Source organism: Jeotgalicoccus sp. FSL K6-3177, assembly GCF_038050175.1.
Lineage (GTDB): Bacteria > Bacillota > Bacilli > Staphylococcales > Salinicoccaceae > Jeotgalicoccus > Jeotgalicoccus nanhaiensis.
In genome coordinates, this window is the sequence record NZ_JBBOSK010000001.1 from 496,492 (window position 1) to 518,775 (window position 22,284).

Genomic DNA, 22,284 nt, shown 5'->3' on the forward strand with positions numbered 1-22,284 from the left:
TAATATGAAAATTTATCTTATTAATGAGCATCACGAAGCTTTTTTTATTATCAGAGAAGAGTATAGAAAAGAAAATATAAAATACAATTTGATTAATGTTGATGAACATCACGACTTAGGTAGAGCAATTGTAAATAGAGATAAATTTAATAATAATACATTAACTGATGATAAACGTATAACATATAATGATTTGAGAGTATCAGATTTCATTGTTCCATTAGTACATCTAAAAGCTATTAACAACGTGTTATGGATTAATAATAACCATGGTATTTCTGATAAAAGTATATCAATAGTAAAAGAATATAATAAATCAAATATAATATTAAAACCACAATTTGAAATTATGAATAAAACAAATAATATATTTATTTTAAGAAATTTATTTACTAAATTAGAACATATGGCTAACATTATTCTATCTATAGACTTAGACTTTTTTGCTTTTGATAATGATGAGGGAGAAAGCGCTACTATCGAAATAACAGAAAAAGAATATAATAATTTTATGAATAATAAGTATCATAAAGTTCGTTTAAATTTTGGTAGTCAAATAAAAGCACATATAAAAAACAATAAATATTATCTAGTATTTAATAACATAGATGGTGAGGACACAAATGGTTTTAGAGATAGAGATTCTATAGATATTTTAATAGAATTTTTAGAAAAATATTTAGAAAACAATAATGTTGAACCAAAATTTATTATTATTTCAAGATCTATTTACAGTGGTTACACTAATCAAAATAACTATAAATATATTCATGAAAAAGTTTTGGAAATGCTTGCTGAGTTATATGATGGAAATATAGAGATGTGGTGGGATATTAACGATGTTACAAATCAATGATTTAGATTTTAAGTATAAAACATATGATAGAAGAAGTGGATTTATTAATACCGTCAAAGATTTAATGAATAGAAAGTATTACTATAATGAAGCTCTTAAAAATATAAATCTTAATATTAAAGAAGGAGAAACAGTAGGGCTTTTAGGAATGAATGGTGCAGGGAAAACTACACTTATAAAATGTATGGTTGGTCTATTAACACCTACTGAAGGAAAAATAAATGTGAATGGTTTTACACCCTATGAGAAAGACAATCATTTTTTAAAGAACATAGGAGTAGTAATAGGACAAAAAAGCCAATTAATTTGGGATTTATCGGCGATGGATAGCATAAATTTATTAAGAATAATTTATGAAATACCTTATCCAGATTTTATTTCCCGATTAGAAGAACTTACTTTAATGATGAAAGTAAAAGATTTACTACATACACCAGTGAGAAAACTATCTTTAGGTCAAAGGATGAAATTTGAAATTATTGCTTCTATTATTCATTATCCACCAATATTAATATTGGATGAACCAACAATAGGACTAGATTTAATCAGTCAAAAAAATATTAGAGAATTTTTAGTGAAATTAAATAAAAACAGAAAGACAACCATAATTATTACTAGTCACAATATGTCGGATATAGATGAGACATGCAATAGATTAGTAATAATTAAAGAAGGAGAAATTAAGTTTGATGGGCCCAAAGACAAGTTAGCAGGAAACTTAACTGATCTCTTCAAAGTTAAAATTACAATAGAAAATTTTGATTTAAATAGTTTAAATAAATCGAATTTGGAATATAAAGTAAGTAATGAAAACAGAGTGGAATTTCACATACCTATTAATAAGGTGAGATTATTAATGAGTTACTTAGATTTACATGAAATAGAGTATAGTAATATAGAAATTTCTAAAGTTCCTTTAGAAGAACTTATATATAATATATTCAAAGAAGATGAAGATTATGATTAAAATATTAAAGATAATAGGTGTATATATAAATATACTCACTGTTTATAGATTCCAATTCATAAGTAATTTCATAGTTCAATTATTTCAATTAATATTAGTTATCTTTATATGGGAAGCTATATATACTGGAAACACTCAAAATATCCAGGGTTATACGAAAAATGATATGATTACGTACATATTTCTTGTAACATTTATAGGTATAGTCATGAATATAAGCTTCATATTCAGACAGGCAAAGCATATTAAAGATGGCCAACTATCTCACTTTCTAATAAGACCGTTAAGTTATATATTAGACTTATTTTCAATATTTATATCTCAAAAAATTATAGAACTATTAATATTTATTTTAGTTATTTCATTACTAATTGCTTTGAATGTTATAGATGATTTGAATTTTTCATGGTATTCACTATTATATTTCCCGTTATCACTAATCTTATTTTTTTATTTTTGTAAAGCATTTGGGGATATGACATTTTGGTTAGTGCACGTTTGGCCACTTAAACCACTTTTTAATTCTTTGTTTTTACTATTTGGTGGAGGATTCTTTCCTTTGGATATTTTACCTACTGCTTTATTTTCTGTATTACAATACACCCCCTTTGCACTTTTTGGTTTCGTTAATATTCAGATTATTATGGGTGAAGTTTCTTTATCTAAATTTGTAATATATATTATAGTTACCGTAGCTTGGTTAGTATTTTTCATATTATTAGAGAAGTTTTTATGGAATAAAGGTATGAAGAAATACGAGGGGATAGGTTTATGAGAAGAAAATTACATGTTTATCTATATTTATTAAAGATTAGTTTTAAAACACTTACTCATTACAGAATGACGACTTTTCTCGTAGTTGCATTTGGTTTTCTATTTACATTTATCGATGTGTTATCTACTATTGTATTCTTTCAGTTCACTGAAGAATTAGGTGGGTTCAACTTTTATGAAGTAATGTATATATTGGGAGTTTATAACTTTATACAATATAGCTATCAACTGTTTTTTATTAATTCTCATGAAGAACTAGCAGATAAGATAATAGAAGGAGAACTAGATTATGATTTGATTAGACCAATAGACTCTAATTTTTTAATAAACTTTAGATCATTAGATATTCCTTCTCTAATAAATTTTATCCTGCCTATAAGTATTATAATATTTTCAATTTTAAATATTGAGTATACATTTATTGATTTTTATGGAGCTATTATATTGATCTTTTTTGGAACTATATTATATTACTATATAAACCAAGTAATTGTAAATTTATGTTTTTGGATTGAAAAGCCAGGAATGATTTTAGGAATTCCTGAATATCTATTAGATATAGCAAGTCGACCCGCAAGCATATACCCGAAATATATTTCTTTCGCTCTTACATTTGTTATGCCAATGTTTGTAATCACAAATTCTAGTGTTATTGCTATAAATTCTAGTGCCTTATATATATATTTATCTATATTCCTTTTAGTATATATAATTATATTTAGATATATTTCTAATAAACAATGGAAGTATGGGTTAAAGAAATATTTATCTACTAATTAATAATTGGAAAATTGCTTGTATACAATGAAAAATATTAATAATTGAAAAAAATATCCCTTACAAAGTGTATTACGAACAAGATACACCCAATGAAATAGTTGTCGGCTTTGCTAATAAAGGACAATTCCAGTTGGTTGTACTTGGTAACAGAAGATTAAATAGCCTGCAAGAGATGGTCATGGGCAGTGTCAGCCATAAAGTGTCGAAACACATTTATGCTTTTGAAGACATAGAGGAATATAAAAAGTACCAGGATATTATTCAGTTTTTTAGTGAACGATTAAATGACTACCAAACAGTCTTAGAAGAAGAATATGACTTAGTGGATAAACCAGAAGGTGTGATTTGGACATTAGCAGAAATAGCAACATCTATTTTTTCTGATCTGCCGATTCCTGCATTTACGAATAAAGACACGATTTACATAACACCAGATGTAAAAGCTTGGAGAAAGCTATTTATCCAACAAATGGATGGGAAAGATCTTCCTCTTATCCAACGATTTTACGAACAACTTTCTGAGAATCACATACTTACAATATTAGGCCACGAATTGACCCATCACTCAGATTTGTTTTTAGATGAATTCGAAGATGATATATGGTTTGAGGAGGGCATGTGTGAGTACTTACCGAGAAAGCTCCTTTTAACTAAAAATGAGTTTGAGACAATATCAGCAATCGAAAAAGAATTAGTAGACGTATTTACTGAAGTATATTGCGGACGGTCTCTTGATGATTTTGGAAACAACTCATATACAGCCAGTTTGTCTAGCATCATGTTTGATTACTGGAGAAGTTTTCTTTACATAAAGTATCTTGTAGAAGACCGTTATGAACATGACATTAAGGCAGTTTTTGAAGAATATCATAGATGGGATAGAGAGGGAGGTATGCTCTCTCTAATGGAATATTTTGGATTAGACAAAGTATCGATATAGAACAAGTTAATAAGCAAGATTGCAGGAATTGAATGTAATATTAGTCTAATTAAGTTACATTCAGAATCCTTATTTTAAAGAAGTTTAGAAGCATCACAAGAGTAGGTCAATTTTCTAGAAAGAAAAATACGTTCAAATTGCTATTCTGTTTGTCTTTAAAATTAAAGTTGGCAGCCCATATATCATCACTAACCGAGAGGTGCTATAAGTACAAAAAAGCTCCAATATCCTTTTCAAAAAATAGGGTATTGGAGCTTCCTCATTCACATGTAAAAAGCGCGAAATAAAGACGAAAGTGATAGTAAATAAAATGGACATCCTACTAAAATCTATTTAGGGTCTACTCTAAGAGGACATTAAATTTCCTTTGATTATTTTAAATTTATTTATTATAAGTGAATTTAAAAAGGCCTAATTTCTCATTTAAATATTGAGAAATTAAACCTTTAACGTTATTCCTGAAAAATACTATTTATCCGAAAAAGTAATACCTTATTAGGAATTTTATATAGTGTTAGCAATTAATTTAATCTCTCTTTTCTACTGAAAAGTAAAAATAATGTAATCAGTATGAAAGCAATCAATGACATAAATGGTATTGTCACAAATCCAAAATAGTTGATGTATTCAATATTGCATGGCACACCATCTAAACAAGGTTTAATACCACCAAAACCTGGAATTTTTTGCTCCATATAATGTATTGATGCTGTCACTATTCCCAAAATAGATATTGGAAGTATGTACCATTTTAAATAAAAATCACCACGGAAGACCGAAATACCTAAGAACAAAATTAATGGATACATTAGTATTCTTTGATACCAACACATTTCACAAGGGATAAAACCTCTGATTTCACTAAAGTATAAACTACCTAATGTTGCAACAATTGAAACAATCCACGCAGCATAAAATAATAATGTGTTTTTATTCTCCATAATTAATTATCCAACTCATTATCGATTGTTTCTTTGATTTCATCATAATCGAAAGGATCTTGAATCTTAACATTATTGATAAATATTGTCGGTGTAAGTCCAACTCCATATTCTGAAATCATTTGTTCATCATAATCAATTTCCGCTCGATGTGCTTCATCTTTAATGTCACTCAGTACATCATCCGCATTCAGTGAAGTATGCGTCTCTACCATGTCAGAAATCACTTCATCTGTTAGCCAATTAGAATGATGATTTTCACTATCTTGTTCATCAAATAATCCATGGTGGAAGTCCCAGTAATCTTCTGGAGCTTTGGAAAATACAGATTCTGCAGCCAATGCACCTGTTTCAGATGGCATGCCATGAAAAGGTGTATTGATATAAGTGAATTGTGCTTCACCTTTATCAATAAAATCTTTTTGAATTTGAGGATAAATCTCTTCTCCCCATGCATAACAAGCGGGACACATAAAGTCTCCAAATTCTACAATTGTTAATGGTGCATCCGTTTCACCAGTCGTAGGTTGCCCTTCAATCTCTGGAGTGTTGTCAAAGACTTGTTCATCCTCATAAGGATGTCCTGAATAATTCATTATAACCAATAGTATAATCAATCCAATAAATGCTGTTGCAATAAAAACAATTTTCTTAACCATTATGCACCTCTTATAAAAATAAAAAATCTAGATTTGATTTTCATATTAATTAAATCTAATATGAATATATCACAACATATTAATATCTTCTAATGTAAAAAGAAAGGAACGTAAATGAAAATGGCCACTATTGATAAAAAAGTAGAATTTCTACACGGATTTTCTCATAAAACACGTATAGAAATTTTATATTATCTTATTGAAAAAGAGAGAAGTGTCAGTCAAATATTAACTGCTGTTGATACAAGCCAATCTAGCGTTTCACAACATATTGCATGTTTAAAAGGATGCGGTTTAATTAGTGGTCGCCAAGAAGGAAAGTATATCTATTACCAATTGCGTAATGATAAAATCAAAGAATTATTACTAAATATTGACGATGTTATTAAATACCTACCAAGTAACGCAAACTGCCAAAATCATATCGTTTAAACTTGATATGATTTGGCAAATTTCTATTATGTTCTAATGTGGTTGGCAAAATTTATTTATCCAGTCATAATGCATGTGTCTATATATTGATATATGTTAATATATAGATATATAGACGAAAGTACCATAGGAGGTGAGCTTATGGATTATAAAGAGCTGGATGGTAAAATAATTGATTCGGTGTCACAGACATTCAAAGCACTCGGTGACCCGACAAGAATCAGAATTCTAGCTTACTTATTTAATGATGAACATTCGGTCGGAGATATATCTGAAACACTTGATATCAAGCAGTCAACAGTATCCCATCAGCTGAAGACATTGAAAAATTTAAGGCTGGTCAAATCCAGAAGAGAAGGCACGACAATATATTATTCACACGATGATAAACACGTGATGTTAATGTTAGATCAGATGATCAGCCACACGAGACACGACTAAAAATGATTTCGGGAGGTTAAAGAGATGAGTGACAATCATGCACATGATACGAATAAAAAAACATTGGTTATAGCGTTTATTATTATTACATTCTTTATGATTGTTGAAGCTTTCGGTGGATTTTTAACCAACAGTCTGGCACTGCTCGCTGATGCGGGGCATATGTTAAGTGATTCCATATCACTCGGAGTGGCTGTTGTTGCACTGACGCTCGGTGAAAGAGTGGCAAATTACAGTAAGACGTACGGATACAAACGTTTTGAAATACTGGCAGCAGTTTTTAATGGTGTGACTTTGATATTGATTTCAGGTTTCATATTTTATGAAGCCATCGGAAGATTTCAAAATCCGCCCGAAGTGGCATCATTTGGCATGCTCGGCATTGCGATTGTCGGGTTAATCGTAAATATTATTGTTGCATTCATGTTGCATCGCAGTGGTAATACACAAGATAATCTGAATATTAGGGCGGCATTCCTGCATGTGATTGGCGACCTGCTTGGTTCAGTCGGTGCCATCATTGCGGCATTACTGATGATATTCTTTGACTGGGGCATCGCCGATCCGCTTGCGAGTGTGATTGTCGCGATGCTCATTCTGATCAGCGGCTGGCGTGTGACAAAAGACTCGCTCCATGTCTTGATGGAAGGGGCCCCGGTGAATGTAGACCTTAAAGATGTCATATCCACCATTAAAAGATTTGATGAGGTTAAAGGCATCCACGACCTCCATGCATGGACCATTACAAGCGGTATGAATGCTTTGTCCGCCCATGTTGTAGTGGATGGCAGGATGACAGTGCACGAATCTCAAATGCTGCTTCACAAGATTGAAGATGAACTTGAGCAGAATAATATTGGCCACGTCACGATACAGATAGAATGTAAGGATCACGAGCATGGTGATGAAGTCATCTGCGATATAGAATTCGAATCAGAGACAGGACAACATCACGGCCATGCACATTAAACATAAAGAAAACAATAAACACCGGAATCATAATCTGATTCCGGTGTTTATTCGTCTTTTCAATAATAGTTATATTTAGGGTCACTTTTTGCTGATTATAGGAATAGTTCATCTCTGGCGTCGTCATCTATCTTTTAGCGTTCAATCTCTCATTTCGGGCAGCTTCCAACTCTAATGTGTCGCTTTTGATTATATTTTGTACTTTAGGTCTTTTTCTCTACTCTTTAAAAGCGCTATTTAATAGGTATTTAAAAATTCGATAATAATGCATTGAATGTGCCATTTTCATACATGATATAAATGCCTAACCCTATAAAGACAATGGGTACAATCCAACGTTCATATTTTTCAATTTTTTCTGATACAAAATCTATAGATGCCAGGCGATAACTGACATAGCATAAAACCCCGACCATAATTAAAAAGACAATAATAGCAATCAGAATACCCATCGCATCTAATGCAGTGAAGTAAGGGATATAGATCGAAAAGTCATCTGCGCTGGAAGCAAGCACGATAAAGGCGACTGTTAAATATAGCTGATTAAATCGATCAGAAGAAAATAGAGATAAAATATCACTTTCTTCTCCCTCTTCTCCTCCTTTGACCCAAATCCTAATGCCCAGATAAAGGGGAATCAGTCCAAGCAGACCCAACACCCACTGCTCAGGGACTAACCATGAAACGCCGAGGGCCACTAAAAGGCTCACTGCGATAATAATTGCTGTTCCTAAATACTGGCCAATCCATATATGTTTTGATTGACCTTTTTTTATTTGTGAAAATAAAATGATTAAAATCACAAGATAATCAATGCCTGTCGCTATATAGACTGCAGCTGCTGTAAATATTGTTGTTATCATTTTCTTCCTCCAGTATTCATGAGAAAGGACTTTTCAGTTAAGAGAATGTCCTTTCTCGAATCTGTTTAGTAGTAATTGCTCTTTATTGCATCAAAGAAAAAATGTCTGTTAAAGAATTTATTCATCTTCTTTAACTCTCATCAGTCTCATACTATTTAATGCGACGAGCACGGTTGCACCCATATCTGAAAGGATCGCAATCCAAAGAGTCAGCCAACCCGGTATTACTAGAAGGAGCGCAATGATTTTGATACCTATTGCAAAAGCAATGTTCGCTTTAATAATATTCAACGTTTTACGGCTCAGTTTAATTGTGAAAGGCAGTTTATTCAGATCGTCTCCCATCAGCGCAACATCGGCTGTTTCAAGTGCTGCATCCGTGCCGGCTCCACCCATAGCGATGCCGACTGTGGAAGCTGCCAAAGCAGGTGCGTCATTGACACCGTCTCCGACCATTGCCACTCGATTAAACTTGGATTTTAGTTGTTTGATGACGTCAAGTTTATCTTGAGGCATCAGTTCTGACCTTACATCAGTGACACCGACTTGTTCACCAATCGCATTCGCAGTACTCTCGTTATCACCCGTCAGCATAATCGTCTTTTCAATACCTGCTTGATGTAGTTTGCGAATGGCATCTTGACTGGTTTCACGGACTTCATCTGCCACTGCTATGATGGCTTGAATACCATTCTTCGTTCCTGCCAACATGACAGTTTTTCCCTGTTGTTGAAGAGTTTTCACTGTACTTTCAATTCTTTTAGTAAAATTATTTCTGGATAACTCTGTAAACAGTCTTGAGTTTCCAATGTAATATGATATTCCGTCTATTTTTCCGGTAATGCCCTGTCCCATAATAGAGGAAAAATCTTCTACAGGCACATTAGCATAAGAAACATTTTCATCTTTTGCTTTTTTCATAATTGCAGAAGCGAGTGGGTGCTGTGAACGGTATTCTAGTGCAGTAATAATAGACAGCATGTTGTGTTTATCCGTTTGGTCATTAATTATCTCAAAATCAGTCACAACCGGTACACCTTTAGTTAATGTGCCTGTCTTATCAAATGCAATTGCTTTTAATGCGCCAATTTCTTCTAAATGTATACCGCCTTTGATGAGCACACCTTTCTTAGCTGCATTACCAATCGCGGATACGATAGATATTGGTGTGGAAATCACAAGTGCACAAGGACAACCGACGACAAGTACTGCTAGACCTTGGTAGATCCAAGTATCCCAACTTGCTCCAAAGAATAACGGGGGAACAACAACAACAAGTGCGGCTAAGGCGACTATTGCAGGTGTGTAATACTTCGCAAATTTATCTACGAACGCTTGTGCAGGTGCCCGTTCACCTTGTGCTTCTTCAACTAGGTGAATGATTTTAGAAATCGTCGTATCTTCAACGAGTTTAGTAATTTCTACTTCAAGAAACCCTTCTTCGTTCATTGTCCCTGCAAATACTTCATCATCTTTATATTTTTCTACAGGTAAAGATTCGCCAGTAATTGCTGCTTGATTAATAGATGAAGAACCATCGACAATCACACCATCCATCGCAATTTTCTGACCGGGTTTGACAATCATAATATCACCGACGGCAATGTTATCGACATGCACCGTCATTTCTTGATTATTACGTTTAATCAACGCTTCATTTGGCGCAATATCCATCAATGAAGTAATGGACTTTCTTGCCCGTTCCATAGAGAAACGTTCTAATGATTCACTCAGTGCAAAGAGGATGACAACGATTGAAACTTCTGCCCATTCTCCTATTAACACGCCACCAATGACGGCAATTGTCATCAATGTTCTCATATCAAAATCAAGCCGGACGAGATTCTGAAGTCCAGTTTTCATCATTGTTGCGCCCCCGACAATCATCGAGGTAATAAAAAGTAATGCTGTAACTATATTCTCATTCCCGTTGACAGCCATGGACAGAAAACCAAGTGCCATAAACAGTGCTGAGTAAAGTAGGGTACTATGTTTCTTATAAAATGGAATTCTCTCTTCTTTTTTCGTATTTTCTACAGCAGAAGATTTAAAAGGTTTTTCAGGGACTACTTCTAAATTTTCAAAAGCACCCGCTTTCTCGAGTTCTTCGACACTCGCCTCACCAAAGACTGAAATTTTAGATGCCCCAAAATTTACCTTTGCATCCTGTACGTTCGGCAGATTTTTGACGTTTTTTTCAAACTTACCCGCGCAGTTGGCACATGAGAAACCATTCACATGATACACGTTTTTATCTTGAGTGATTTCTGGTGCTCGTCGTTTTGATTTCTCCGGTAGCACTTTAAGGTTTTCAAAAGCACCCGCTTTCTCGAGTTCTTGGACACTCGCCTCACCAAAGACTGAAATTTTAGAAGCACCAAAATTCACCTTTGCGTCCTGCACATTCGGCAGGTTTTTGACGTTTTTTTCAAACTTTCCTGCGCAATTCGCACACGAAAAACCCTGAACTCGATATGTACTTTTCTCTTCACCTATTAATGCTGATTGTTGTTTAGACATTGGCCATCACCTTCACTTCTTCTTTATGAGCCAGTGCAATCATTAATATTTGTCTAATATGATTATCGTCCAGTGAATAGAAAGCAAGCTTACCTTCTTTTCTAAACTTGAGGATGCCTTGCTTATTAAGCGTTCGGAGATGATGAGAAGTATTTGCGATTGAAGCGTCTATGATGTTGGCGATATCACAGACACATAATTCATCTTCTTTGCATAAAACATACGTAATTTTAGCTCTGTTCTCGTCTGCGATGGCTTTTAGCAGCTGAGCAACACCAGAAATATCAACGTTTTGTAAATCATTTTGTATTCGATTGACCTTTTCTTCGTCATAGCAAAAAGTTTCACAAGTATCTTTACTACTCATATTATTCAACCTCTCATTAAAATATGTATTTGAATATAATATACACTTTATCACTTTCTCATTCAAGTATTGATTTTAATATCTTTCTCATTCTAAAAAACTATGGAGATTTAGGTACAATTGAATATAAGATATGTTCTTAGTCTTGATTTGTTGGTACGATGACTCCGTAAATGAAAAAAAGTCAAATGGAAAAGGTGATGTGTATGTTAAAAAAATCGTGCTTTATTTTGGTGATGACCGCCATGTTCTTCATTGTTTTACCTGGGTCGGCTTATGGCCATTCTGTTCTGGAGAAATCTGACCCAGCAGACGGTGATCAACTTGAACAAGGTATAAAAATTATGGAGCTTTCTTACAGTACAAAGATTGAAAATGGAAGTACACTTTCTCTCAGAAGTGAAGATGGCCAAGAGATTCAACCATCATCTGTTGATTTAAACAATAATGTTATGAGTGCTTCATTTGATGAATCACTTAGACCGGGTGTATACGATGTGAATTGGAATATAATAGGGGCAGACGGTCACCCGATTGATGGACAATACTCCTTTTCTATTTTGAGTTCTAGTAATCAAGTGAAAGAGAACGATAATGAGGTAAGTGAAGTTGAAAGCAACAAGCAGAATCCCGATGCGAACATTACAGCAAATCAGCAAGATACCAGTGGGAATGAGACGTCTTCATTAGGCATGATAATAGTTATAATTCTTGCTTCTATCGGTTTAATACTAGCTGGTGGGATGTGGATTAGAAAAAAAAAGAATAGGAAGTGATGGGAATGATTTTGACTTCCATAACAGAATTCGTGCTTTACATTTGTTTCTCAATTCTCATCGGTTTTTTAATTCTATCTATGATTCCTGAAAATAAGAAAACTGCTATATACATACCAAAAAAACTAATATATTTATCATCAATTTTGATACCTATAGCTGCTTTTGCCCCCGTTTTACAAACTGCAATTATATTAGCTTATGATATGGATCTCTGGTTGATTCTTACAAATATTATATTGACTTTTGAAATCGGCAAAGCTTGGGTGTTCATTAGTATCATCACTGTTATTTTGCTATTTGTATTGAAATCAAAAGATTTATCTACAAAAATGCATTTGAAAATATGGGCGTTATTTTTAGTTTTTTTGATGCTGCTCGGCTATACGAGGTCTGCACATGCATCGACTATTACTGAATGGAGTGGCTTCCTCTTCCAGACCCTGCATTTCCTTTCAGTAACAATATGGATAGGTATACTCTTCATAGTTAGTTGGTTTTCAAAAGATAAAAGAAACTGGAAACAGTTCCTAAAATGGTTTACACCAGTTGCTGTTGCATGCCTGTTCATAGCAATCGTCACAGGATATTTTACTATGGAAATTGATATTGACTCTTATGATGATCCTTCTGCCTCCATTACTCAAGAATACCAGAACAGCCTGATTACCAATTATGGACAAACTCTGTTACTGAAACACATATTTATTATTTCACTTGTGTTATTTGCTTTGATTAATGGCATCATGTTCAGAAAAAGATATCATGAAAAGTCATTTAATCCTCTGATATGGGCGAGAATGGAAAGTTTTTATGCTTTAATTGTATTTGGATTGACAGCTTTTATGGGCCAGTCTTGGCCGCCACACCAAGTTTATAATCTAGTAAGGGCAGAGGGAGCTTCACCACTGTTCAGTGCTTTATATAACGGAGATATTGTAAATGAGATGCAAAATGCAGTACAGAATAGTGGATTTAATATGACTCTATCACTTGGAGTTGAAAACTATTTACTGTTCGGTATGGGTTTCTTGTTTTTAATATTAACTGTCTATACCGCAACATATAAAGAATCTGTATTCTTTACTACATCATTCTCTTTATTGATGTCTATTTCTGTGTATATGGCAATCATGTTAGGAGTTCAATAGGTATAATACTCCTCTTTTATTACAATATAAGAGGAGTATTTTCCTTAAGGGACACACTCCTCTTTGTCTCATTTTTCTGTATCAGTGCAAGTATAATTATTAAGTAATTTTATATGCTAATATCTCTCCATTTTTCCACGTTAGACATATAAAATCACTAAATTCAGCTGTAGTTACTGAAAGGAGAATATCATTTGAACTTATCTGTTCTTCAATCAAAGGTTGTGATTCCGTAGTGTTCCTCTGATTTTCTTCAAGATTATTTGAGGCTAGAATAATAAAAAAAATGAGGATAGCTGCACAGATTACTATCATAATGAGAAGAACAATTACAGTAATTTTGGATTTTTTTCTTTCTTTCATAAAAATACCTCCTAATTTATTTTACCTTGATTGTATCATTCAATGATTTACAAGAAGAACTTCTATTACTCATCTCTCGAAACTTACTCATAAAATTTATATGAAAAATGATAATTGCACTAATTGACATAATGTTGGCAATATGTCCTTCTATTTGGATGATATACTCGACCAAGGAAATGCATTACGGAGGATGAGCTATATGAAAAAACAAACAAGAAAAATACTCAGAATAAGTATTATATCAAGTGTTGTCATATTACTAGCTGTCACACTTTGGTTTAACTTAACTTCTGAAACAAAAGTAATTCAAGTGGGGGATGATGCAATTGATTTTCAACTTGAAACACTGAACGGTGAGACAATACAATTATCAGAAGTTAATGCAGATAAAGGTGTAATTCTCAACTTTTGGGGGACATGGTGTGCACCTTGCCGTGAAGAAATGCCAGAAATGAATCAAATCTATAACGAAGGCCATGATGATTATGAAATTATTGCAGTAAATGTATCTGAAGATGAACAGCAAATCAATCAGTTTTTCTCTAGTTTGGACGAAGACATGAGTTTTCCAATTGCATTAGATCGTAACAGACATGTAACTAAAGCTTATCAAGTTGGTCCGTTACCGACGACTATTGCAATCAACAAAAACGGCATAGTCGTTGGAAAACAAGAATATCAGCTATCTGCAGATGATATTAATAACTTTATAGAACAATCAATCTCGGAATAGGATGAAGTTTAATGGAATTAAATAAGATAAAATGTGAGTCATGTCATCATGTTAATCCCTCAGGAACTCAGTTATGTCAATCATGTGGAAAAATGATTAATAAAGATTATGATAAAAAGAAAATAAAAGATCTTATGCGTTATGACGGTAGTGCAATCCGTTCAAAAACTCGTTCCAAGAGTATTTTTGATAAAATTTGGATTTTCTTTACTTCAATAAAAGTTGGAGTATCGATTATATTAATAATCACAATCGCATCATCTATAGGAACTATACTCCCACAGGAATACTTTATTCCAGTAGGTGCCGATCCGCAGCAGTACTATACAGAAAATTACGGTACTATAGGAAGAATATTCATTGAACTTGGTTTCCATAATTTATATTCTTCATGGTGGTTTATTTTACTAATGGGTATGCTTGCTTTATCTCTCATTGCAGCAAGTATTGATAGAGGGATACCATTGTTTAAATCTTTAAAAAATCAACGTGCAAAAAAGCATTCTTCATTTTATAGAAGGCAGCGTTTAAATTTACATCAAGAAAACACAGAAAATAGTAAAAATGTTATAGACGGTTTAAAAAGTAAAGGTTATAAAGTAAAAAAAGATCAAAATCATTACCTGTTGGAAAAAGGAAAACTTTCAAGATGGGGACCATACATAAACCATACTGGACTGATTATTTTGTTATTCGGCAGTATGTTAAGATTCTTCCCGGGAATGTACGTTGATGAACTGATACATATTCTTGAGGGCGAGACTGTACAATTACCTGTAGAGGAAGGGCAATATTATATTAAAAACAACCAATTTATAGTTGATATTTATGATGAAGAAGATGGGTCGGTACTTGCTGATGCACTTCAAAGTACTAATGAAACAGTAGTCAGTAATTATCAGACAGATTTTACTTTTTACGAAAATCAAAACATGGATGTAATCGGTGCTACACCTGATTTACAGAAAATTGATGATTATAGTGTACGGGTAAATCATCCATATCGTTTTGATCAGTACGAAATATATCAAGCAAGCTATGATAATTCTCAGATGAAATCCATGACTTTTCAGCTAGAAAACAGTAACGATGAAGTTGTTGGCAAACCATTTACAATAGAATTGGAAAATCCAAAAAAAACTTATGATATCGGTGATGGTATAGAAATAAGTATGCGTGCCTATGCACCGGACTTTTTAGAAATTGATGAAAATGGTACTTTAATATCACAAACTCCGATTGCAACTAACCCTGCATTTGTTTTTGAAGTTTCTAATGGCGAATCCAATGAATTGAGTTTAATTCAAATTATGAATTCCACTAATATCACTGAAGATAATGAGTATAATGTGAAGTTCGTTGAAAATGAAAACCATTGGGCTACCGTTCTGACACTGAAAAAGGATTTAACTATGCCGTTTATAGCAACTGGTTTTGTAATCTTTTTAATCGGTCTCTTTATTGGGTCTTACATTAACCACAGGCGTATATGGATTAATACGGAAGATGGATTTAGTATCAGTGCGCATACAAATAAAAACTATTTTGGATTGAAAAAAGATATCGACCCCATTTTAGAAGAAAATGGATATTCTTCCATCCTTGATAGAGATGACTTAGAAAAGAATGAAGACGTAAACACTGGTGAGGAGAAATAATTATGGAATCAATAATGTTATCAATAAGTAATGGTTTAATTACCACAGCATTCTTTATTTTATTAGTATCACTTATACCACTTGCTCTAAGCGTTAAGTCTAGGAAGAAAAAATCAGAAAATATTGCCATTATAATGATTATAATAGCTTTTATTATGCAAATCGGCTATTTCATATTAAGATGGCTGGCGACAGGACATGCACCTGTATCCAATATGTATGAATTCATTGCAACTTTTTCAATAATGATAATTTTAGGTTATTTAATCACATATCATTATTATAAAACGAAAGTTTTGGGATTATTTGCGATACCTGTTTCACTATTGTTAATTGCATACGGCAGTTTATTTTCAACGGATGTCAATCCATTAATTCCGTCATTGCAGAGTAACTGGCTGGCGATACACGTAATCACTGTTACAATCTCATACGGTATTTTATCTATGAGTGCTGTTGCAGGTTTGATTTATTTACTTAAAGCCATTCCAGAAAAGGAGAAATCATGGAGAGCACGCATGCTTGAAATGATTATGTTCGGTCTTGTAATTGTACTGGTTTATATTGGAACGACACTTGTCATGAAAGGCGCAGTCGGTTACAGTGATGAATTTATGTATAATAATCAGCGCGGGGAAACTACTATTGCGGAATATTATCTTCCAAGCCTAGTTAACTATGCAGATGCAATACCGGTGGAATATCTTGGAGATAATCAGTATGAGCAGGTCGATCATTTCCATTCAGGAATTAATTTACCACCAGTAATCAATTCGCAGTCATTAAATACGGTAATTTGGTCAATCATTCTAGGACTCATCGTTTACGGATTACTTCGTCTGATACTTAGAAAACGATTGATGGCATTTGTTAAGCCTCTTGCAAATAAAGCAGACTTAAATTTAATGGATGAAGTTGGATATCGTTCAGTAATAATCGGTTTCCCATTATTTGCTCTCGGTGGTATACTTTTTGCAGGAATTTGGGCACAACTAGCTTGGAGTAGATTCTGGGGTTGGGATCCTAAAGAAACTTGGGCTTTTATAACATTTATGTTCTATACTGTTTTCTTACATTTAAGATTGAATAGAGGATATGAAGGAGAAAAATCTGCATGGCTGGCAGTGATAGGTTTCATACTGATACTTTTTAACTTAATTGCGATTAACTTAATTGTTGCAGGACTTCATTCATATGCGTAAATTGAGAATTTTTTAGGACATCTGTACATTTCCATAACAAGACGTGCACAGTGTATCAAGAGAATTGAAAATAAAATCTCCTAAAAATATGTCATGAATTATTTAGATATAATTTATGTATTTAATATGAATCGAGGTATTTTTTATGAACGGTGAAATAACATTTTTACTGGCATTTGGAGCCGGGGTACTGAGTTTTATCTCTCCCTGTGTGCTTCCTGTCTTTCCTGCTTTCATTTCTTACATAACAGGAATGAGTTATAACGAAGTCGAAAATAAAAAATTTAATGTAAGATCGATATTACACACGCTATTCTTTCTTTTGGGCTTCAGCTTGTTTTATATAGCATTAGGTTTTGGTACAGCATTTTTAGGTGGGTTTTTGGTTGAACATGCGACTCTAATCAGACAACTGGGTTCCATACTTATTATTTTCTTCGGACTTGTCATTACTGGCGTGCTAAATTTTGATTTTCTTATGAAAGACAGGAAAGTACATTTCAAAAACAAACCTTCAGGATTTGTGGGATCAATTTTGATAGGTACAGCATTTGGTGCTGGATGGACACCGTGTAATGGTCCGATTATCGGTGCGATTTTTGCAATGAGTGCAACGACACCCAACAGTGCTCTAATTTTAATGATAGTCTACTGTCTAGGCTTTGCAATTCCATTCTTTATATTGAGCTTTTTCGTATCTCGTACACGCTGGATGCTGAAATACTCGAATACGATCATGAAAGTTGGTGGAGTCATCATGATATTGATGGGTATTCTTCTTTACTTTGATGGATTGACTCAGATTATCATCTGGCTTCAACCGTACTTTGGAGATTTCCAGGGCTTCTAGTTATGAGATAGAAAATATATGATATTCTACAGCTCAATGTAGACGAGATCAAAAATATAATTTTAATAATACTACTGAGAAAGTGAAAATATGATCAAAAAATGTGTGTTAATTATAAGGGTAGTAGCTATTGGAACTTTACTGATCGGTGTTGCAGTTGGTACAGTATTAAACTATTCAGAGGACTAATTTGCAGAGGGTAAGGATAATTAATGTGCTAAATCTTGCTAACAAGCTTTATGCGTTTATACCTTTAAATATACTGAATCAAAAGATCACAATGTTTTTAATGAAAGGAATTATAGAAATGAAGAAAATTTTACCTTTAGTGTTAATTTTAATGATAGGACTTTTAGCTGCCTGTGACAATGGAACTGAGAACGAAAGCAATCAGGAAACAGATGAACTTACAATGCTCGAAGTTGAATTTCAACTCCCAGAAAAGGCTGAAGTTGATGAAGTAGTGGAATTAAAAGCTATTGTTACCGATAGAGATGAAAAAATAGAAGATGCGGATGAAGTCAAATTTGAATATTGGTTAGAAGGAAACGATGATGATACAACAATGGTTGAATCCACTAACAATGGGGATGGCTCTTACACTGCAGAAGTGTCTTTTGAATCCGACGGTGTTTATGAAATTTATGCCCACACAACAGCCCGAGATATGCATACAATGCCAAAAAAATCTATAACGGTTGGTGAAGGTGCAGGTACGAGTCAAGAATAAGAAAGTTTGAATATCATTAAGATAAGAAATAAATAAAAACGTTGCAATCGATCTCAGTGCGAGTATTAATAAATTAAAAAATAAATTTGATAATAGTGTCATACTGTTGTATCTATAAAATAATTAACGTGTTGCAATATCATTAATTTTAAAGTGTAATTAACGATGAATTGATAAACAGAGCACCTGGCATGATGACCTTTGCTCGGTGTAGCCATATCCGTTGCGTTCTTTTACAGTATGGCTGTCGTATTAGGATTTAATAGAGAACTGAAAAGCTCCCCCTAAAGTAGTTTGCTTTAGGGGGAGCTTTTTTGAAATCTAATATTAATTATTCAACAATTGAGCTGTTAAAATAAAATTTATGAACAATTAGTGAAACAGGAAATTATTGAATTGAAGTTTAGTATACTTATTATTATATGAAATAAAGGGCAGGGTAAAATGATGAAGAGAATATTAGCATTTATCAGCATGATATTAGCAGTATCGCTTATCAGCAGTAATACTGTATCAGCTGAGGAAAATACATATGACAGAATTTATATGATTACTGTTGACCGTTTTTTAAATAATAACAGCAGCAACGACGTCGGAGTGACTGCAGACAGAGACCCTTATAATCCTTACGGCGGAGATTTCAACGGTGTTTCACCGTATCTTGAATATATTAAAGATATGGGCTTTAACACGGTGATGCTGTCACCGGTAATGGAACGCGCAGAAGATGATTATCTTGGTTATGACGTGACGGATTACGGTGCACTGTCAGAAGCTTACGGGAGTCCCGAAGACTTTCAAGCACTTATTGATGAAGCACATGAACTGGATTTAAAAGTCGTTGTGGATATGCCTGCAGTAGCGACTGACGACTATACTGCCCTTGAAGAACCGGTATTTAACGATATCCAGTCGGATTACTATGAGGATATCGACAGAGAAATTATTAATCTACAAAATCCGGACAACCAGAAAACATATCGTGCAATGGTTCAAAATTTTATCGATACGTACAATATTGACGGTATCAGCATGTTTATAAATCAGAACGGTCTGGATGCTTCTGAATTTTTACCTGAAGATATTAAGACTTACGGAATTTTATCAACTTCAGAATTATCTGCAGAAGGCTTCGATACGGTAGCATCAGAAAATTTCAGAGCGAATCTTGCGGATACTTATGGCGGATTGGATAAAGAAATCCCTGAATTCCCTAAAGATGAGCAGTTGATTATGGCAGACCACTGGTTCTCTGAACGAGTCACGTACCATGCCGCAGAACAGAACATGTTCCCGGGCACGAGAATACAGCAGCTTGCGAATTACCTGTACGCTTATCGGGGGCCAAGTGCGATGACATACGGTACTGAAGTTGCGTTTAACGGTAACAGTTATCCAGAAATCCATCCTCAAATGAACTTCAGAAGTGACAAAGAAGTCGTCGAGTACCTTGAGAATATCGCAGTGGTATACAGAAACCATGCGATAATGCAGGAACCGGAAACAGAAACTGAAACATTGCTGAACGAAGACGGCCAATATATAGTCAGATACTATACGGACGATGTTGATTATATATTGAACGTTAACAACACAACAGAAACACAAAGTGTGACGTTCGACCAGTCCGCTAAAGAAGAAGGAAAAGTATACAGCGGTATGCTGATTGGGGATATGATTCGTCCATATGACAACTCGTATATCGTCGTGCTGGACAGAGAGGAAACAGAACTGTACTCAGTGATTGACGAAACCGGATTTAACAATGGATACTTATACTCGGCCATCTTAGTCTTTGGTATCTTTGCAGTGTTTGTATGGGTCGCAGCGAGACGCAGCAAAAAAAAAGCAAAAAGAATGAATGAACAATAATAGATGTAAAACGGAGCAGCAGATTAATAATCTGTTGCTTTTTTGTGGTCACTAATGTCTATCAGGAAGAAGAAGATAGCTCATCGACCCACAAGAATTTTCGGCATATTAAAAAAGACCATATTCATTATTCTTCAACTCTGTTTAATATGTAAAGTTTATATAATAGAATTAACGAATGTAATTTAAAGACATTGCAGAACAGGAAGGTTTCAGTCAAAGGAAAGCACTAATTATTTAAAAGAAGTTTAAATAACGACCGTTTTACACACAAAACAGTACTTACGTTAAAAGGGCTATTTTTATTGATTTAATTGTTTTTATACTTGTATTAATATCTATGTTTATTTATTATTAAAGAATTAGAGTTTATAGACATTTTTGAAATCATTTATAGCCTTTTAAATAAAAAAGTATGAGTGGTTGTCTGTTAAGTTACATATATGAATAATGGGAGATGGCATTTTTATGGCGAAAATTGGATATGCAAGGGTAAGTACAAAGGAACAGAATTTAGACAGTCAGATTGATGTACTGAAAGCATATGGTTGTGAACGCATATTTTCCGAGAAAGTAAGCGGAAGGAAATACAAACGTACAGAGTTGGATAATTGTTTAGATTATATGAGAGATGGTGATACGTTAGTTATTACAAAACTAGACCGCTTAGGTAGAACGACCAAGCAGCTAATTGAGTTATCTCTCTATCTAGATAATGAAAACATTAATCTGCAAATTATAGATATGGATATCAGTACGAAAGATGCGATGGGTAAAATGTTTTTTACTATGATGAGTGCTTTTGCAGAATTAGAAGCCAATTTATTAAGTGAACGTACTAAGAAGGGGCTTGATTCAGCACGAGCAAGAGGTAGAATAGGAGGGCGGCCTGCAATATCTGATCAGAAGAAAGAGATGATAAAATCACTATATAATAGTAGAAACTATTCAGGTGAAGAAATTACTAAGATGGTCGGAGTATCTAGATCCACAATTTATAAAGTCATTAATGAAAGTAAAAACTCTATATAATATAGTACAAACTCGTTTATACTGCGACCAGGATTATTAAGAATATACATTAGAAAACTCCCAATCTAAGCCAGTAGATTGGGAGTTTTTACTTTTTTATTGACAGTCATCTAATTATTATTCCACTCTATCTAACCAACAATTAAATAGAGTGGTAATTACACCGACAACGATTCACTACTATAATATAAGGTTAAGTGAGTAGTTATAATAAATATGGAAAAATTAGATTAAGTTTATAGTAAAAAAAGGAGCAACCACATTCGGCTGTTCCTTTTAAATTATATATAAAACGTAATATATTATATAATATATTATTGAAATTCTTACAAAATTAAAATCGTAATACTTTTACATAGGAGTTAAATAAGGAATTGCTTAATTGGCATATTATTTTCTTAGTAC

At 33.5% G+C, this 22,284-nt stretch carries 23 protein-coding genes; 17 read left to right on the forward strand and 6 right to left on the reverse strand.

What is annotated here, in order from left to right; genetic code table 11:
• Positions 1-4 precede the first annotated feature (4 nt).
• From MHH58_RS02505 to MHH58_RS12425, 5 genes are all read left to right on the forward strand, one after another.
• Positions 5-856 (forward strand): UPF0489 family protein, encoded by an 852-nt coding sequence (locus tag MHH58_RS02505; protein ID WP_341344939.1) that lies wholly within the window; start codon positions 5-7, stop codon positions 854-856.
• A complete protein-coding gene (locus MHH58_RS02510) occupies positions 840-1,823 on the forward strand; it encodes an ABC transporter ATP-binding protein (RefSeq protein WP_341344940.1) in 984 nt (327 codons plus the stop codon). Before MHH58_RS02505 ends, MHH58_RS02510 begins: the two co-directional genes overlap by 17 nt.
• On the forward strand, positions 1,816-2,598 hold the full coding sequence (locus tag MHH58_RS02515) for an ABC transporter permease (protein ID WP_341344941.1): 783 nt from the start codon (positions 1,816-1,818) through the stop codon (positions 2,596-2,598). The genes MHH58_RS02510 and MHH58_RS02515 overlap by 8 nt, the downstream gene beginning before the upstream one ends.
• Positions 2,595-3,377 (forward strand): ABC transporter permease, encoded by a 783-nt coding sequence (locus tag MHH58_RS02520; protein WP_341344942.1) that lies wholly within the window; start codon positions 2,595-2,597, stop codon positions 3,375-3,377. The genes MHH58_RS02515 and MHH58_RS02520 overlap by 4 nt, the downstream gene beginning before the upstream one ends.
• Positions 3,378-3,441: 64 nt before the next feature.
• Positions 3,442-4,317 carry a universal stress protein gene (locus MHH58_RS12425; protein WP_445922970.1) on the forward strand — a complete coding sequence of 292 codons (876 nt, stop codon included), beginning with the start codon at positions 3,442-3,444 and terminating at the stop codon, positions 4,315-4,317.
• Positions 4,318-4,838: 521 nt separating this feature from the next.
• Here MHH58_RS12425 and MHH58_RS02530 read toward each other — a convergent pair.
• Positions 4,839-5,258, reverse strand: coding sequence for a disulfide oxidoreductase (locus MHH58_RS02530; protein ID WP_247352872.1), 420 nt, complete (start codon positions 5,256-5,258; stop codon positions 4,839-4,841).
• 2 nt (positions 5,259-5,260) lie between these two features.
• Positions 5,261-5,917 carry a DsbA family protein gene (locus tag MHH58_RS02535; RefSeq protein WP_341344943.1) on the reverse strand — a complete coding sequence of 219 codons (657 nt, stop codon included), beginning with the start codon at positions 5,915-5,917 and terminating at the stop codon, positions 5,261-5,263.
• Between the two features lie 120 nt (positions 5,918-6,037).
• Between MHH58_RS02535 and MHH58_RS02540 the strand changes: the two genes are divergently transcribed.
• From MHH58_RS02540 to MHH58_RS02550, 3 genes are all read left to right on the forward strand, one after another.
• A complete protein-coding gene (locus MHH58_RS02540) occupies positions 6,038-6,349 on the forward strand; it encodes an ArsR/SmtB family transcription factor (protein WP_341344944.1) in 312 nt (103 codons plus the stop codon).
• Between the two features lie 141 nt (positions 6,350-6,490).
• Entirely contained in the window at positions 6,491-6,790 is a 300-nt protein-coding gene (locus MHH58_RS02545; protein ID WP_247352878.1) for an ArsR/SmtB family transcription factor, read from the forward strand.
• Between the two features lie 24 nt (positions 6,791-6,814).
• Positions 6,815-7,759 carry a cation diffusion facilitator family transporter gene (locus MHH58_RS02550; RefSeq protein ID WP_247352881.1) on the forward strand — a complete coding sequence of 315 codons (945 nt, stop codon included), beginning with the start codon at positions 6,815-6,817 and terminating at the stop codon, positions 7,757-7,759.
• Between the two features lie 248 nt (positions 7,760-8,007).
• Here the strand turns inward: MHH58_RS02550 and MHH58_RS02555 are convergent, their stop codons facing one another.
• The 3 genes from MHH58_RS02555 to MHH58_RS02565 form a co-directional block, all read right to left on the reverse strand.
• On the reverse strand, positions 8,008-8,622 hold the full coding sequence (locus MHH58_RS02555; RefSeq protein WP_247352883.1) for a CadD family cadmium resistance transporter: 615 nt from the start codon (positions 8,620-8,622) through the stop codon (positions 8,008-8,010).
• A 117-nt stretch (positions 8,623-8,739) separates the two neighbouring features.
• Positions 8,740-11,142 carry a heavy metal translocating P-type ATPase gene (locus MHH58_RS02560; RefSeq protein WP_341344945.1) on the reverse strand — a complete coding sequence of 801 codons (2,403 nt, stop codon included), beginning with the start codon at positions 11,140-11,142 and terminating at the stop codon, positions 8,740-8,742.
• Positions 11,135-11,509 carry an ArsR/SmtB family transcription factor gene (locus tag MHH58_RS02565; RefSeq protein WP_247352887.1) on the reverse strand — a complete coding sequence of 125 codons (375 nt, stop codon included), beginning with the start codon at positions 11,507-11,509 and terminating at the stop codon, positions 11,135-11,137. The genes MHH58_RS02560 and MHH58_RS02565 overlap by 8 nt, the downstream gene beginning before the upstream one ends.
• Positions 11,510-11,682: 173 nt before the next feature.
• On the opposite strand from MHH58_RS02565, the gene MHH58_RS02570 reads away from it, so the two are divergent.
• Together MHH58_RS02570 and MHH58_RS02575 are read left to right on the forward strand one after the other, a co-directional pair.
• Entirely contained in the window at positions 11,683-12,285 is a 603-nt protein-coding gene (locus tag MHH58_RS02570) for a copper resistance CopC family protein (RefSeq protein WP_247352889.1), read from the forward strand.
• Positions 12,285-13,436 (forward strand): copper resistance D family protein, encoded by a 1,152-nt coding sequence (locus tag MHH58_RS02575; protein WP_341346083.1) that lies wholly within the window; start codon positions 12,285-12,287, stop codon positions 13,434-13,436. Before MHH58_RS02570 ends, MHH58_RS02575 begins: the two co-directional genes overlap by 1 nt.
• A gap of 99 nt (positions 13,437-13,535) precedes the next feature.
• Here MHH58_RS02575 and MHH58_RS02580 read toward each other — a convergent pair whose 3' ends face one another.
• The gene (locus MHH58_RS02580; protein WP_247352894.1) at positions 13,536-13,799 is read right to left on the reverse strand and encodes a hypothetical protein; all 264 of its coding nucleotides are present in this window, start codon (positions 13,797-13,799) and stop codon (positions 13,536-13,538) included.
• Positions 13,800-14,001: 202 nt separating this feature from the next.
• On the opposite strand from MHH58_RS02580, the gene MHH58_RS02585 reads away from it, so the two are divergent.
• The 7 genes from MHH58_RS02585 (at position 14,002) to MHH58_RS02615 (ending at position 21,879) form a co-directional block, all read left to right on the forward strand.
• Positions 14,002-14,535: a redoxin domain-containing protein gene (locus MHH58_RS02585; RefSeq protein ID WP_247352898.1), complete on the forward strand. Its 534-nt coding sequence runs from the start codon at positions 14,002-14,004 to the stop codon at positions 14,533-14,535.
• 11 nt (positions 14,536-14,546) lie between these two features.
• Positions 14,547-16,193 carry a cytochrome c biogenesis protein ResB gene (resB, locus tag MHH58_RS02590; protein ID WP_341344946.1) on the forward strand — a complete coding sequence of 549 codons (1,647 nt, stop codon included), beginning with the start codon at positions 14,547-14,549 and terminating at the stop codon, positions 16,191-16,193.
• A 14-nt stretch (positions 16,194-16,207) separates the two neighbouring features.
• Positions 16,208-17,395, forward strand: a complete 1,188-nt coding sequence (ccsB, locus tag MHH58_RS02595) for a c-type cytochrome biogenesis protein CcsB (protein ID WP_247352921.1) — start codon at positions 16,208-16,210, stop codon at positions 17,393-17,395.
• 145 nt (positions 17,396-17,540) lie between these two features.
• Positions 17,541-18,245, forward strand: coding sequence for a cytochrome c biogenesis CcdA family protein (locus MHH58_RS02600; protein WP_247352902.1), 705 nt, complete (start codon positions 17,541-17,543; stop codon positions 18,243-18,245).
• Positions 18,246-18,534: 289 nt separating this feature from the next.
• Positions 18,535-18,975 carry a FixH family protein gene (locus MHH58_RS02605; RefSeq protein ID WP_341344947.1) on the forward strand — a complete coding sequence of 147 codons (441 nt, stop codon included), beginning with the start codon at positions 18,535-18,537 and terminating at the stop codon, positions 18,973-18,975.
• Between the two features lie 444 nt (positions 18,976-19,419).
• Positions 19,420-20,847 carry an alpha-amylase family glycosyl hydrolase gene (locus MHH58_RS02610; RefSeq protein ID WP_341344948.1) on the forward strand — a complete coding sequence of 476 codons (1,428 nt, stop codon included), beginning with the start codon at positions 19,420-19,422 and terminating at the stop codon, positions 20,845-20,847.
• A 468-nt stretch (positions 20,848-21,315) separates the two neighbouring features.
• Positions 21,316-21,879: a recombinase family protein gene (locus tag MHH58_RS02615; RefSeq protein ID WP_341344949.1), complete on the forward strand. Its 564-nt coding sequence runs from the start codon at positions 21,316-21,318 to the stop codon at positions 21,877-21,879.
• Positions 21,880-22,284: the final 405 nt, after the last annotated feature.